Source organism: Dyadobacter sp. CY356, assembly GCF_021440195.1.
GTDB lineage: Bacteria > Bacteroidota > Bacteroidia > Cytophagales > Spirosomataceae > Dyadobacter.
Genome location: NZ_JAJTSZ010000012.1, coordinates 116,075 through 130,549, shown reverse-complemented (window position 1 = coordinate 130,549; position 14,475 = coordinate 116,075). Strand labels below are relative to the sequence as shown.

Genomic DNA, 14,475 nt, shown 5'->3' with positions numbered 1-14,475 from the left:
TTGAAAATTCAATTTGAAAAATTTCAATCAGATAAATGTGAATTGATTAAAATTTTTCATCAAAAGATACAATCCGTAACTTTACAGAATTAATTATTCCGGCAAAACATACAATGCGTTGAGATTCCGGCCAACGCCATCATAATCCAAACCATAACCTACAACAAAACGATTGGCTATTTCAAAACCAACATACCGGAGGTCAACAGGTTTTTTAATTGCTTCCGGTTTATGAAGCAGTGTGGCAATTTCGACAGACAATGGTTCTAAAGCCTGGATTTGGAGTAGTAACTGATGCATGGTGAGCCCGGTGTCAACAATGTCTTCAATAATGATAACATCACGGTTGGTAAGCTTTTCTTCTAAACCAATGATTTGGCGTACCTTTCCGGTAGATTCTGTTGCGGTATAAGAAGAAAGCCGCACGAAAGTAATTTCACAGGAAAGAGGGATATTTTTGACAAGCTCGGAAGCGAACAGAAATGCACCGTTTAACACTACTATGAACAAAGGATTTCGACCTTCATAATCAGAATTAATTTGCGCTGCCAGTTCAGCAATCCGGGTTTCAATGTCGTCCCGGGAAATGAACGGAGAAAAAGTTTTATCGTGAATCGTAATCATGTCAGAATTTTCTTGGACAGTAATATTAACTCTTTTTTCAAAAACACGACAGCACACAAACGTAAAATATGAATCCAACGTTAATATTGTCAGATTTTTAAGCTTAATTATGAGAATAGTGCTGATTAAACCTATTGCTTTCAGTCTTGTTATATTTCTGTCCATTTCGTCGGCCGTCGCCCAGCTTTATTCTTCGGCCGAACTGGATAAGAATTATGATATGGTTATCAAAAATCCAAGCGTACAGATCGAAGCAACAGAGGCAATTAACATGTTGTATAACTTCAAATTTGCCGAAGCTGATGTAGAATTTCGCTGGCTGAAATACCGGTATCCAAAACACCCTATGCCCCATTTTTTGATGGGTTTGGCGGAGTGGTGGAAAATTGTACCAAATACTGAAATTGAAACGTATGATAAAAGATTTCTTGCCCAGATGGATTCTACAATCACTTTGGCCGAAGAGCTTTATGATAATGAAAAAAATAAAATAGAACCGGCGTTTTTCCTGGCCGCGGCATATGCCTTCAAAGGCAGGCTTTATTCTGAACGGAAACAGTGGACAAAGGCGACTTTTGCAGGTAAAAATGCATTGAAATATCTGGATATCTGTAAAGGAAACGGAGATTTGACGCCTGAATTATTGTTTGGGGACGGGATTTACAATTATTACGCGCAGTGGGTTCCAAATGAATATCCGTTATTGAAACCAATTCTGGCCTTTTTTCCAAAAGGAAATAAAAAACTTGGTGAGCAGCAGCTGGAAACCGTAGCTAACAATGCCTTTTATACCCGGGTTGAAGCCAGATATTTCCTGCTTCAGATTTACAGTATGGAAAATGAATATGGAAAAGCTTATGAAATGGCGAAGTACATGTGGCAGACTTATCCCAACAATCCATATTTTGAAAGATACTTATGCCGTACTGCATTTGTAACGGGGAAAACGGCGGAAGCCGAAAAAGCGGCTCAGAATATTCTTGATAAGATCAGTCAGGGAATTCCGGGATATGAAGGTGTAAGCGGCCGGAATGCGGCCTATGTTTTAGGTTTTTACAATTTACAGTATTACCGTAACTATGATTTGGCGGGCAAGTATTTCAAACAGGCAGTTGATTTTTCAACACAGACAAATTCGATGAATGCCGGTTATTATGTCTCGTCTCTTTTAGGTTTAGGTAAAATTGCAGAGATGCAGAAAAATTATGACGAGGCACTTAGTTATTATAAACTCGCTGACGATAAGGCTGACAAAAAATCAAGTCAGGAGAAAGAAGCAAGAAAACATATTGAGGCGCTGAAAAAGCTCAAACGTGAAGAGCGCAGAAACAGAAGGAAATAACCTGATATTCCGTCGGACGGTTTTTTCTGACGTCCGACGGATAACAAAAACGAAGAGTTATGATTCAAGTCTTCTAATAAACAAGAACTTCTTATTCCCCTTTTTTCAAGTTAGCGTAATGTTTAAAAAATAGAGGTATCGTTTCAATACCTTTGAAATAATTGAAAAGGCCATAACTTTCATTAGGTCCATGCAAACCGTCAATATCGAGTCCAAAACCCATCAAAATACTTTTTCTTCCTAATTCCTGCTCAAATAAAGCAACGATCGGAATACTTCCGCCACCGCGCGTCGGGATTGGTTTTTTGCCAAAAGATTCTTCCATGGCTAATTCTGCTGCGTGGTATTCCAGGGAATCTGTCGGAGTCACATAAGGCAAACCACCATGATGAGGAACGACAGAAACCTTTACAGAAGAAGGAGCAATGGATTTGAAATGTGCAGTGAACAGATCACAGATTTCCTGATCCGTTTGATTTGGTACCAGACGCATGGAAATCTTTGCATTTGCTTTTGACGGCAAAACTGTTTTTGCGCCTTCGCCGATATAACCGCCCCAGATTCCATTTACATCGAGCGTCGGGCGTACAGAAACGCGTTCAATGGTTGTATATCCGCGTTCTCCCACGACATCTTCAATACCAAGATCTTTCTTGTATTCATTTAAATCAAAAGGCGCAGCGTTTAAAGCTGCTCTGTCTGAACCAGTCAGTTCTTCTACATTATCATAAAATCCGGGAATTGTAATATGACCGTTTTCATCTTTTAGCGATGCGATCATTTCACACAAAATATTAATCGGATTAGCAACACCACCACCATAAACACCGGAATGAAGGTCTCTGTTGGCTCCAACAACTTCCACTTCAAGATACGTTAATCCACGCAATCCGGTTTCAATAGAAGGTACGTCATTGGCAATCATGCTGGTGTCAGATATCAGAATGGTATCACATTTCAGCAATTCACGATTTGCTTTCACAAATGTTTCAAGATGTGAAGAACCCACTTCCTCCTCACCTTCAATCATAATTTTAATATTACAAGTCAAAGAATCTGTCGCCAGCATGGTTTCCAGTGCCTTAACGTGCATATAAAACTGGCCTTTATCATCACAAGCACCACGTGCATAAATCCGCTCATTTTTGATTACCGGTTCAAACGGCGGAGAATCCCAAAGTTCATAAGGATCGGCTGGCTGTACGTCATAATGGCCATATACCAACACGGTTGGTAATGCCGGATCAATTATCTTTTCACCATAAACAATCGGATGGCCAGGCGTCTGGTAAATTTCAACTTTGTCTGCTCCTGCTTCTGAAATACGGTCGCGTACAAATTCTGCCGCACGGATCATATCTTCTTTGAATTTCGAATCAGCACTTACCGAAGGGATTCTGATCAGATCCAGCAGTTCATTTAAAAATTTATCGCGGTTTTTTTCGATGTAGTTATTCATTGATACAAGCATTATTATTTTAAAATCAATCCTTAATCCGGTTTGAAACCCTGTAAGATTTTATCGGTGCCCAATATAAAAAAATAACCCCTAAGGTTGGAGCCTTAGGGGTTGGTATTTCAATTTTTTAATTCTCAGGAATTTCCTTTCGACTTTGATTTTGCGAAAATATTCACACGGCTTTCATTTCCATTCAATAATCTGACAATATTTTTCTGGTGTGTTATCACCACCAAGACGAACATCACAAATCCGAAAATGACAAGCAAAGTTTCGGGCTGCCCGAAAACCCTCAATAAGGATAATACCGGGAAAGCCAGTGTGGCCAGCATTGAACTCAAAGAAACATATTGAGAGGTGATAAGTGTCAGTAAAAAGATGGTAATACTCATAGCTGCAAGTTCCGGATGAATGGCAAGGACCATACCCAGTAATGTTGCTATTCCTTTTCCGCCTTTAAAACCAACAAAAACCGGAAAAATATGGCCGACAATCGCGATCACACCGAAGATAATTTTGTACATCAAAATGTCCGTTTCGGCAATTGCACCCATATAAAACAACATAGATGCCAGGCAAGTTGCTGTCCATCCTTTCATCACATCTATTAGCATCACAATTGTACCTGCACGCTTACCTAACACTCTGAAAGTATTGGTAGCACCTGCATTCCCGCTTCCATGTTTCCGCACATCAATGCCGAAATAACCAATCCCATACCATACAGAACTCGGGATGGAACCTAACAAATAGGCGGCTATTATCGTAATGATCAATAAGGCTATGCTCATTTTGTATTATTAGTAGGTTTATTTGAACTTTAAAAGTTTCTTAAAAATACGACACTTTTATTTCTTTAGCAAGCAAACAGGACTAAAACAATAAAATGCAAAAATAGGTTTAACTATTTAAAAATTCAAATTTTGATGTTAACTGTCTGATTATCAGAACCCTTCTGTCTTTTCTTCTTTTTTCTTTTTCTCTTCTGCTACAACCGCTTTTTTCTTCACAGTTTTAGCCGCCAATTTGGCTTTTTTCAAGGCAGGCTGATAAAAATCGTCAAAACGACTTACAAACATATCCTTTTCTTCAACCCCCAAAGAGACCAGCGACATATCTTTGGATTTTGCATTATTACCTTTTGCCGTGACCAGATCGTTAAAGTCAACCTGAGAGGAAATTACGCCCAGCTCTTTTTCTTTATAATCAAAATAATACCAGATATCCGGTGATGCCTGAATATAAAGACTGAACTCATCTCCCGCTTCTGAACGCCGGATTTCCAGTACGCCGTCCATTTGTGCATTAATATTGTTCCTGCCAAAATTGGAGACACCGATCGGGCCCTGTGAAAAATAAGCATTATGGACCGGCGACCAGTGCAGATCAACACTCGAAAGCACAAGCGGTACATCCAGCACCGGCGAAGCGTCAAACAAAGGTTTATAACCGGCAGCAGAAAGTTTCACATAGGCATCCGTCGCTTTTGAACCGATCAGCGCAGCTAGTTTTCTGTTTAATTGTTCGGCATCATCATCGGCTGCCGTGCTGTTTTGTTCTTCAAGATTTGTTTCAATAATTTTTGCTGAAAGCTGAGGCAGAACCGGAACTAGCGATGAAAGCTTCATCAGCAACATCGCGTTAAACGAAAATCTGGAACTATCCACCTGAACATCAGCAATGGCAGTAGACTGCAGCCAATCGGCTGAGGCCAGCTTCATAGGTCCGGAAAACGAAGCAATGCCGGTTTTGTCATCGAAAGTCAAAGTGTTAGCTTCATCCACCAGACTATCTTTTCCAACCGGCGGGGCTACTTTGAACGCCTTTTTATCTTCATCATAAGCCATAGAACCCTGAGCAAGATAAATATCCTCATCACCATCAGATTCTTTTGGCGACAAAAATGTCATGTACATGCCACGTGTTTCGTTGAAATGCAAACCGACCGAAAGTGGTAGTTCATGTTCGTTTTTCAGGTTTTTATCAATCTTGATTGAAACTGATTCGCCTGGTGCTTCTTTGTAAACGATCCAGGAGCTCTGGAAATCTTTACGGAATTTCAGCATAGGTTTTACAAAACCATCCAGTTGCAATGAAGGCTGGTAAGCAATAAGATTGATACCGCCTTTATATTGAATTCTTGGCGAAAGGATCAGGTTTTCCGTTTCTTTAATTTCTGCCCTGGCCGTGGTGTAATACCGGATCGGACCGGAATCTTTATTTCCTTTTACTTTTTTTCCTTCCGCCGCAGCTCCGATTTCTACCAGTTCAAAATTCTGCATTTTGATGTTGAAAGTATCTTTTCTGGCGGTGATGTACTGATAAGTTGCAGAGCCTTCAAAACGGTTTCTCGAATCAATTTTAATATCGGCGTCGCGTAAATGGTGCGAAGCGTTTAAGGTATCAATTTCAATTCTGGCCTTTTTCAACGGAACAATTCTTCCATTACTGGCAATACTAACCATTCCTTTATCCGGAATAATTTTCACATCGGCCGTGCGGATAAACGGAACGCCACGAACATTCAATGTCACTTTTTCAACATCATAAATTCCTTCGGAACCTTCAAAAGTCAGGCCTTCCTGCTCGGGTGCGATAGAAGTATAGGATGAAGTTTCGCCAAATCCTTTCATCAAAATGGTTTTTTTCAAAATGTCCCATTTCGCTGATGCGATCAGTGTTTTATAAGCAGCAACCGGAATTTCCATACCCGAAGAATCGCTGTCAAAACCGGTTGAATCGGTAACGAAATTCACCATGGAAGTTTTGATATTGAAATCAATATTGACGTTTTTACCGGTCAGAATGTTTTTTGCGTCTTTCAATTGTCCGCTGTTAACTGTGAACCGGGAGCGGTTTGCGAGGAATCCGTCTTTGTTAAATTTGATATCCTGTGAGGTAAGTTCAGAATCCGGTCGTTTCAGTTTTCCGTTTCCGTATAAACCCGATGAACGCAAAAGCAAACCACCTTCCAGGCTTGTTGTGCCTTTATAAAAAGAGAACGATTTTCCGGTAGTGTTGATAAACATACTATCCGTACTTGGCGTCCACCGCAAAGTGTAATCTTTCAGCTCAACCGCAGGGAAATATCCTTTGCCAATGGTGGCTTCTTTAATACTCGCCAGCTCCCCGGAAGCGTATAATGAATCAGAAGCAAGCAAAATATTTTTAGCCGTCATGGAAGCAGACAAATAGCGCAAAACCGCTTTTGATTTCAAACCTGCATTATCCATCACCAGCGTATCCGTAAACCTGGCCATCGCTTTCCCGCCATAGATTTTCATTTCGGTCACGGGCGGTTTGTATTCAAAGCCGAGGGAGTTGTCCGGCATACTTTTCAATATGGTCTGGATAGGCGGAATGATGCCATTTGAATTAAAAGTTCCTTCAAAAATGACATCACGCTGATCCAGTCCGTCCATATCAATTTTCGGAATTTTGAAAAATACTTCACGCGGATAAAGGATCGTGCCACGCTCAGGCTGATCAAAATAAACGATCATACCATCCGGAACGACCAGTCTAGGTGATTTTTTACCTTTCTGTATACCGGATTTATTAGCAGGATCACTCAGATAAAACGTACCTCCTTTTTCATATTTTACGTGTCCCCCAACTTCTCCGGATTGTCCTTTTGCAAATTTTTCCTTTGGCGTAAAAGTGATCGAGTCATTTGGATTGACATTAACAAAAAACTGACCGTAGTTAAATTTGAGATTCTGACCTCTGAATTGATAGTTATTGGCCACCAATTGTCCATTCATCGTAAAGTCACGGTTGCGGCCAATGACAAGTTTTTTATCTGAGGGAATAGCGGAGATTTTTAATGAATCACTGACGATAAATCTGCCGACACCCATAACGGTAAGCAGCGTATCCGGCAAATTGATGGTCGCATTCGCAACTTCGTCACTGGCTGAAAATTGAGACGTAACCTGGAAATTGTCATAATCCGTTTTATCCAGACTACCCAAAACATATAAAACTCCCTTTTTGCTTACTGCAAATTCATCCGTTTTTTTGTCATAAATAAAATACCCGTCAAGTGCCAGTCTTTGCAGTGCACGACGGATGATTACAGGATCCTGTTTGAATTTTTTGGCTATATCCTCTGCAAGAAAAGTTGGTTTCTTTTCAGTTTGAACATAATTCGTAGCCATCAAAAGCGGCTGAAAACCAAATTCCTGGCTGATTCCTCTGAATCGTTCTTTTTTGAAAAAGTCAAAAGATTCCAGTTTCACGGGTACAACAGATTTTCCATCAATACGGAAAAACTCAACTTTATTATTTGGAAAAGTCCAGCGCATAGCCTGCGACCAGATGCTCATTTTGTGGTAAGAATCAAGATAAGGCAACGGGCCAAAATCCGTTTTTTCAGCACGGCCAAGTTTTACCTGTCCTTCGGTATCGTTGTAAATAAAAGTCACGCCCGGATGTGTCAATGAATCTTTACCCAACGGCATTGAAAAAGATGCCAGCGGAGCAGAAATGACAGAATCTCTCAAAGAAAATCGTTTACTGACTGCCGTAAAAGCAGGTTTATCTTTGTAAGAAACGGTAATTTTTGAAGGTTCATCACTAAGCGAAGTGCTGTACATGGTTTTTCCAATCAGCGTGAAACCACCTTTGTAAGCAATATTTTTGCGGGAGGCTTTTAATTTGGCATCATTCGTATTAGATACAAAACGAGGGTAAGGTGCAGGCTGGCTTCTGGATTTTTTAACGCTCCGGTATTCCAGAGTTCCCTTTATAGGATTGGCAAGCTGGTTTTCATCATGTAGAGTGACATTTTGGGCAAGCAATTTGGGTTGAGTAATGTTGAAAGAATAAGTATCCAGATCAACATAAACTGAGGAATCACCTGCCGCCTGCCAGTTGAATTTTCCACCTTTTCCGGCAAAAATTCCATCTTTTAGCGAAACGCTTCCTGTCGCAGGTCCAAAAGCGATGGAGTCTCCGGAACCAGTCATTCCGAAAATCACATTCTGTAAATCAATGATGGCGCCGGAAACCGGAATAACAGGAGCAGACTTTGGAGAAATAACTTCGTTGGAATCCACCGGTGTATCCCAGTTATCAGCGGCTGCCACTTTTTGCGCTTCCACGACTTCCGCTTTTGTCGTATCAAAACGGAATTTGTAGGTACCGCTCAGCAGATAAAGTGAATTGAAATTTGATGTGTAAAGTCTGTTCGTTTCAATCGTATTTTTAACCGTTTCCAGAATACGCTGAAAAGTTTTAGCATCATACCTGTCCCCCGATTTAGCAGCCATATCCAGAAATCCATTGACATCATTTCCGGATTTGGCAAGCGTTTGGGTGTTTTTGATCAGCAAATGAAGGATCGGACCGGCTTTCTGGCCTTTTGAAAATTGTGTTTTTGCTATGTTTATGAACTTGGTTTGTTGTGCCGGTGTGACTGTGCTCATCCAGATACTGTCAAGCTGAGCGGTGGACCGCATGTAAACTGGGTTTTTGCTGCCGTCCATAAGCTTCCGGATCTGGACCATAAACTGTCCGGGATCATCAGAAGCCTTGATACTTTGAGCGGATATATTTTTTCCGATGAATAGTAGAGTGCAGATTAACAGGAAGTAACGAGTGATCTTCATGCAGTATGTCGAAGTTGGCCTTATGATTTCAAATTAAGCTATTGAAGTCTAACGAATTAAAGACGTCAATAGCTTAATCCGGACGATCTATTTTTCTTTTTCAAAAACAACGGTTGCCCACTGGTTTCGTGTATTGGATCTTAATTTTTTTAATCCGCTTTCTGCGGCACAATTTTCAATATCAGCCTGATCCATTTCATAGAATCCGCTGGTAACAAGCCAGCCGCCAGGCAACAAATGTTTTACATATTTTGGAATTTCTTCCAGCAAAATATTTCTATTGATATTGGCCAGAATGCCGCCAAACTGTTTTTCTGACGGTACTTCGTTGATGGTGCCTTTAAACACTTCTGCCTCATCGCCCAGACCATTCATTAAGAAATTCTCCATAGTATTTTCGACCGCCCAATCATCAATATCAAAACCCAGTAAATTTGCTGCACCTAATTTTGACGCTAAAATGGCCAAAATTCCGGTTCCGCAACCGACGTCCATTATAGAAAGGCCTGCGTGCGACAAGTTAAGTTGCTCACTCATCACAAGCCAGGTCGTTTCATGGTGGCCTGTTCCAAATGACATTTTTGGTTGTATAAGCAAATCGTAAGTAAAAGTCGGGTCTGGTTCATGAAAAGTTGCACGTATCCTGATGTCTTTTCCAACTTCAATGGGCTCATAACTTCTTTCCCACTCCTCATTCCAGTTCTTTCTTTCTAACGATTTCCAGGAACCGGAAATTGCGGTTATCTCACTGTATTTGGCAATCAGCTCTTTTAAAACAGTTTCATTGAAATCTTCCTCAACGATATAGGCCTGCAATCCTTCGTCCGTTTCAACAAAAGATTCAAAACCAGCCTCTGCCAGTTCTGCAATTAATATTTCTGTATAGTCAGATTCAAGTTCCAGTTGTACTTCTACGTAATTCATGATTTGTTGGTATAAGATAATCAACAGTGAAGGTCTTGATTTTTTTTATAAATTCAAGAGACAAGGCTGGAAGTGCAGGTTATTGAATTATGAATGTTATGTTTAGAAGCTAATTGTTCAATTTGTCAATAGCATTTTTGATTTGAAGTTTTAGCGTCGGCAATTCTTTTCTTACCACACCCCATAAAATCTGAGTACTTACGCCAAAGTATTCGTGCGCAATAATATTTCTAAACCGTTTGATAGGCTGCCATTCAATTTCGGGAAATTTTAATTTGGTTTCAGAAGAGATTGATGCGGTAGCTTCTCCAATTATTTCCAGTTGACGTTCAGTTGCTGAAAGATGCAATTTGCTGATTTCAAACTGAGCGAAATCCATATTTTTGAAGGAACATTTCAATGTTTTCAATGGCTTCAAGAATATGTACCAACCGCTCCGGATTGCCTAGATTACTCTTCATAAATCAGCAATTTTTCGCGGTCAATTGACGGTTGAATATGGGGAGATAGTCCATCAGTTGTAACCAGATCCACTTTTCTTTCCAACAAACTTTCCAGAGCTTCAATTATTTTAATATACTCGATCATACCAATGAGTTTGCTTTGGTCAAGCTCTACTAAAATGTCTATATCGCTTCCCGGTAATAATTCCTGTCTTGCCGCAGAGCCAAATAAATAAGCCTTTTTGACAGGTTTATCGCTCCAAAAGCCGGCAAGCTTGTGTTGTAAATTTTGCAGATTATTCATAAGGGCGTTGGTATTACAAATAAAAACCTGATTAAAATTCTACTGGAAAAGAAACAAATCTTCAACAATATAAATTTAATCAGGCTTTAAACAAATTGTTATTTATGTCGTCGTAACGAACTTAACGTCATCAAGGTTTCCTTCTCTTCGTTGCCAAATCATGAGCCGTATCATAATACGATCTCAAATTCATCCAGTCAAAAACGTCCGAAATATTTTCAACTCGGTTACGCTGCATGATACGGTCGCGGCGCTGCATTCTTACGAATTTGAAAAGAATATCTGCCATCTGTTCAGCTGCCTGCGCGTAAGTCTGAGATTTACGGTTGATTACATAAATCCCCCGATTTTCATAATCCCGCATGATCTGCATGATATAATCACCAAATCCTGATAAATCACTGGTTACCGTAGGCACTCCACGGACAACACATTCAAGCGGAGTATATCCCCATGGTTCGTAATAACTAGGGAAAACACCCAAATGACATCCACGTACAAATTGTCCGTAATCAAGTCCGAATAATGGATTTGTTGAGGAAATAAAATCAGGATGATAAACGATTTTTACACGATCGCGCTCGTTGTTTACCAGATTTGCTTTTCTGCAAAAATCAGTGATCCCGTCTTCTTCCTTCAAATCATGGGTAACGAAAGCGGGCAATTTATCCGTTTTCCAGGTTTGAATCGTACGACGTAAACGAAGACGCCAATATTCATCGACAAAATTATTAAGATCAGGCATTTTGTGATCAACACCAGAAGCGGCTGCAAGGAAAAGTTTTTCGCCAACCTCTTTTTCGATCGCCGTACAGGTTTCCTGCAATTCATTTAAAACCGCTCTCGACTGCAATACATCCGGATTTACGGAATAATAGGGCTGTTTGGTTACAATAAACATCACAACCGTAGTATCCATATTTGCCTGAACCATTTTGTAATTCAGTCTTGCCAATGCTTCCAAAGTCAAATCATAACCTTTGTTACTAAATTCGTAACGGCCGGATGTGAAAAAATAAAGCGTTTTATCAAGATCGAAAGAATAACTCGGGAAGAAATGGCCCAACACAAATTCATGAATCCGTTCCTTATACTTCAAATGCAGGTTCTGAAATTCATGGACAGCCTGAAAACGAACAACATTTAATCCGTTTGGCGTAACCAGATCTGGCATTCTACCTAAAAATACTTCACATTCTCTCGCCGTTACGTCACTAACCGTAGTCAAAACGTGCGCACTTAAAGCGGCAAACCTTTCGATAGAAGCCTGGGTGACAATATTGTAATTTTTTGCCTCCTGTTCCCAGTCAAAAAACGGAAGTTTGCTGTAAAACCCGTCAACATTTTGTGCCAGATAACGGCCCAGCATGGTTGCGTGGGTAGTGAACGTGGTAGCAATTTTTACATTTTCTCTTTTCAGGTCAGGAAGACCGCTGCTCGCCATCCACTCGTGGAATTGAGCAGAAATATCCTCTCTTCGCGCATTTTCTTCTGCATATTCTTTCAAATAAATACGCACCATTTCACCAAAACATAAGGTCTGGTTTACCAAAGGTTCGGTATTGATGGTGGAAATGCGGTTTTTTTCCCAGAGATTAAACTTGATCGTATCCAGTTCGTGATTGATACTTTCCAGATCAAAAAGCACAACACGCGGTTTACCGGTTACAAGCCAAAATCCGTAATGCACGGTATAGCCCATTTCACGGAGCCTGCGCACTGTTTTACCAACATTGGTATCATCCAGATCTGTAATTTCTTCAAACTCGGCCGATGCCTTTTTTTCAAAATAAGGCCCAAGCAAATAGTAATTATCATCCCACTTCTCGACCATCGCCGGCACCTTGGTTCTGATAACAGTATAAATCCCACCGACCTGATTGCAAACCTCCCAGGCTATTTCAAAAAGGACGTTTTTTTTAGTTGTTTTTACAAATGGTTCCAATATGGGAGATAGGTTAAAACGTTATAGCAGTATATCTTTTGGTAATTTCTTGGGAGTTCGTCACAAAAATTCCTTGTAATTACACAATAAATATCCAGAAAAATTATTCACAATAACAATAATACTGAGATGTTTATTTGCTTCGAAGACAAATTAAAGAACTTCTCGGCTAACTTTGGTCTAAAATACGTTACTTTGCTCGGATTAACATTTTGCATTTGTTATATAGTGAAAAAAATTCCAATTATTGCGTTTACCTTGCTGTTAGCCCTTTTTTCACTGGAAGGCTGTAAAGCCCAAAGCTCAGAATCTGAAGAAATTTTTCCTCCCAAACGGGAATTCAGGGCAGTTTGGATCGCGACGGTTGATAACATCGACTGGCCCAGCAGTAAAAATCTTGTGCCGGATGAACAGCGCAAAGAATTTTCTAATCTTCTTGATTTCCATAAAAGGAATGGAATGAACGCTGTTTTTGTTCAGGTCCGCGCGGCTGGTGATGCGTTTTATGCAAAAAGTAATGAGCCCTGGTCCGAATGGCTTACTGGCCAGCAAGGCCGCCGGCCGGATCCAATGTGGGATCCTATGGAATTTATGATCAATGAATCACACAGCCGCGGACTTGAATTTCATGCCTGGCTGAATTTAAATCGTCTGGTACACAAATCTTCAACCAGCGTTTCTTCTGAGAATATAAGCAAAACTCATCCCGACTGGATTCTTAGTTACGATGGATATAAATTGTTCAACTTCGGGATTCCTGCCGTTCGTCAGTTTATCACTGAAATAGCAGTCAACGTAGCGAAAAATTACGATGTGGATGGAATCCATTTTGATGATTATTTTTATCCATATGCCGTTGCCGGACAGGTTATCAATGATGAGGCTACATTCAGGCAATATGGACAATCATTTTCCAGCAAAAACGACTGGCGTAGAAATAATGTTGACTTACTTGTAAAACAGATTCATGATGCCCTGATGGCAGTGAATCCCCGGATCAAATTTGGTATTAGTCCATGTGGTGTCTGGCGAAATAAAGGTACCGACTCAGAAGGTTCCAAAACGTATGGAGCACTCGCATCCTATGATGATTTATTTGCTGATAGCCGGAAATGGGTTCGGGAAGGTTGGGTGGATTATATAGCACCACAGGTATATTTCTCGTCGAGATTTGGGCGGGTTCCATATAAAAACCTTGTGGACTGGTGGTCGGAGAATTGTTATGGACGTCATTTTTATGTAGGATTGGGTGCCTATCGTGTAGGAGGTAAAGAAAAGGATAGTCAATGGCAAAATCCGACAGAATTACCAGGCCAGGTTCGTTATTCTAGGGAAAACGAAGCAGAGGGAACGATCTTTTTCAGCTCCCGATCACTCAAAAATAATAATCTGGGTTTTGTTGATTCATTAAGAAACGATTTGTTCAGATATCCTGCATTGGTGCCGACGATGAGTTGGAAAGATGCGATACCGCCACTTACACCAAAAAGTCTGAAAGCGACTTTGCTTACAAACGGTCTGGAATTGTTCTGGGAAAAACCAGATCCGGCGACCGATGGAGAAACGGCAACGTATTATGTAATTTATCGTTTCAAACCGGATGAAAAACCCTCGGCATATGACCCAAGAAAAATTCTGGGCATGGCTTATGAAGGTGAAAAATTTGTGGATACCACAGTTCAATCCGGAAGCAGATATGTTTATTATATTACCGCAGTAGATCGTTTACATAATGAAGGTCGCCCGATTGGCCCGTTAAAAGTTGAGGTACTGGATCAGAAATTACAACGGTTTTAATAAATTGACAGGATTGTGCGATTAA

The 14,475-nt window shown here is 40.4% G+C and carries 10 protein-coding genes; 2 read left to right on the top strand and 8 right to left on the bottom strand.

Annotated elements, in window-relative coordinates:
* Positions 1–93 precede the first annotated feature (93 nt).
* Complete coding sequence (hpt, locus tag LXL81_RS27650; RefSeq protein WP_234651085.1) at positions 94–624, bottom strand: hypoxanthine phosphoribosyltransferase; 531 nt, start codon at positions 622–624, stop codon at positions 94–96.
* Between the two features lie 109 nt (positions 625–733).
* On the opposite strand from hpt, the gene LXL81_RS27645 reads away from it, so the two are divergent.
* Complete coding sequence (locus tag LXL81_RS27645; RefSeq protein WP_234651083.1) at positions 734–1,966, top strand: lipopolysaccharide assembly protein LapB; 1,233 nt, start codon at positions 734–736, stop codon at positions 1,964–1,966.
* A gap of 91 nt (positions 1,967–2,057) precedes the next feature.
* Here LXL81_RS27645 and LXL81_RS27640 read toward each other — a convergent pair whose 3' ends face one another.
* From LXL81_RS27640 to LXL81_RS27610, 7 genes are all read right to left on the bottom strand, one after another.
* Positions 2,058–3,425: a dipeptidase gene (locus LXL81_RS27640; RefSeq protein ID WP_234651080.1), complete on the bottom strand. Its 1,368-nt coding sequence runs from the start codon at positions 3,423–3,425 to the stop codon at positions 2,058–2,060.
* Between the two features lie 134 nt (positions 3,426–3,559).
* The gene (plsY, locus tag LXL81_RS27635) at positions 3,560–4,216 is read right to left on the bottom strand and encodes a glycerol-3-phosphate 1-O-acyltransferase PlsY (RefSeq protein WP_234651078.1); all 657 of its coding nucleotides are present in this window, start codon (positions 4,214–4,216) and stop codon (positions 3,560–3,562) included.
* Between the two features lie 153 nt (positions 4,217–4,369).
* Positions 4,370–9,037 (bottom strand): hypothetical protein, encoded by a 4,668-nt coding sequence (locus LXL81_RS27630; protein ID WP_234651077.1) that lies wholly within the window; start codon positions 9,035–9,037, stop codon positions 4,370–4,372.
* 87 nt (positions 9,038–9,124) lie between these two features.
* Positions 9,125–9,961, bottom strand: a complete 837-nt coding sequence (gene prmA, locus LXL81_RS27625) for a 50S ribosomal protein L11 methyltransferase (protein ID WP_234651075.1) — start codon at positions 9,959–9,961, stop codon at positions 9,125–9,127.
* A 109-nt stretch (positions 9,962–10,070) separates the two neighbouring features.
* Positions 10,071–10,361 carry a DUF86 domain-containing protein gene (locus tag LXL81_RS27620; protein WP_255713977.1) on the bottom strand — a complete coding sequence of 97 codons (291 nt, stop codon included), beginning with the start codon at positions 10,359–10,361 and terminating at the stop codon, positions 10,071–10,073.
* A 50-nt stretch (positions 10,362–10,411) separates the two neighbouring features.
* Positions 10,412–10,708, bottom strand: a complete 297-nt coding sequence (locus tag LXL81_RS27615) for a nucleotidyltransferase family protein (protein ID WP_234651071.1) — start codon at positions 10,706–10,708, stop codon at positions 10,412–10,414.
* 130 nt (positions 10,709–10,838) lie between these two features.
* A complete protein-coding gene (locus tag LXL81_RS27610; protein ID WP_234651069.1) occupies positions 10,839–12,653 on the bottom strand; it encodes a glycosyltransferase in 1,815 nt (604 codons plus the stop codon).
* 228 nt (positions 12,654–12,881) lie between these two features.
* Here LXL81_RS27610 and LXL81_RS27605 point away from each other — a divergent pair, with 228 nt between their 5' ends.
* Positions 12,882–14,450, top strand: coding sequence for a family 10 glycosylhydrolase (locus LXL81_RS27605; protein WP_234651040.1), 1,569 nt, complete (start codon positions 12,882–12,884; stop codon positions 14,448–14,450).
* The last annotated feature ends 25 nt before the right edge of the window (positions 14,451–14,475 follow it).

Coding starts and splice junctions, on each gene's coding strand:
- hpt (WP_234651085.1), bottom strand. CDS start 624: ATGATTACGATTCACGATAAAACTTTTTCTCCGTTCATTTCCCGGGAC.
- LXL81_RS27645 (WP_234651083.1), top strand. CDS start 734: ATGAGAATAGTGCTGATTAAACCTATTGCTTTCAGTCTTGTTATATTT.
- LXL81_RS27640 (WP_234651080.1), bottom strand. CDS start 3,425: ATGAATAACTACATCGAAAAAAACCGCGATAAATTTTTAAATGAACTG.
- plsY (WP_234651078.1), bottom strand. CDS start 4,216: ATGAGCATAGCCTTATTGATCATTACGATAATAGCCGCCTATTTGTTA.
- LXL81_RS27630 (WP_234651077.1), bottom strand. CDS start 9,037: ATGAAGATCACTCGTTACTTCCTGTTAATCTGCACTCTACTATTCATC.
- prmA (WP_234651075.1), bottom strand. CDS start 9,961: ATGAATTACGTAGAAGTACAACTGGAACTTGAATCTGACTATACAGAA.
- LXL81_RS27615 (WP_234651071.1), bottom strand. CDS start 10,708: ATGAATAATCTGCAAAATTTACAACACAAGCTTGCCGGCTTTTGGAGC.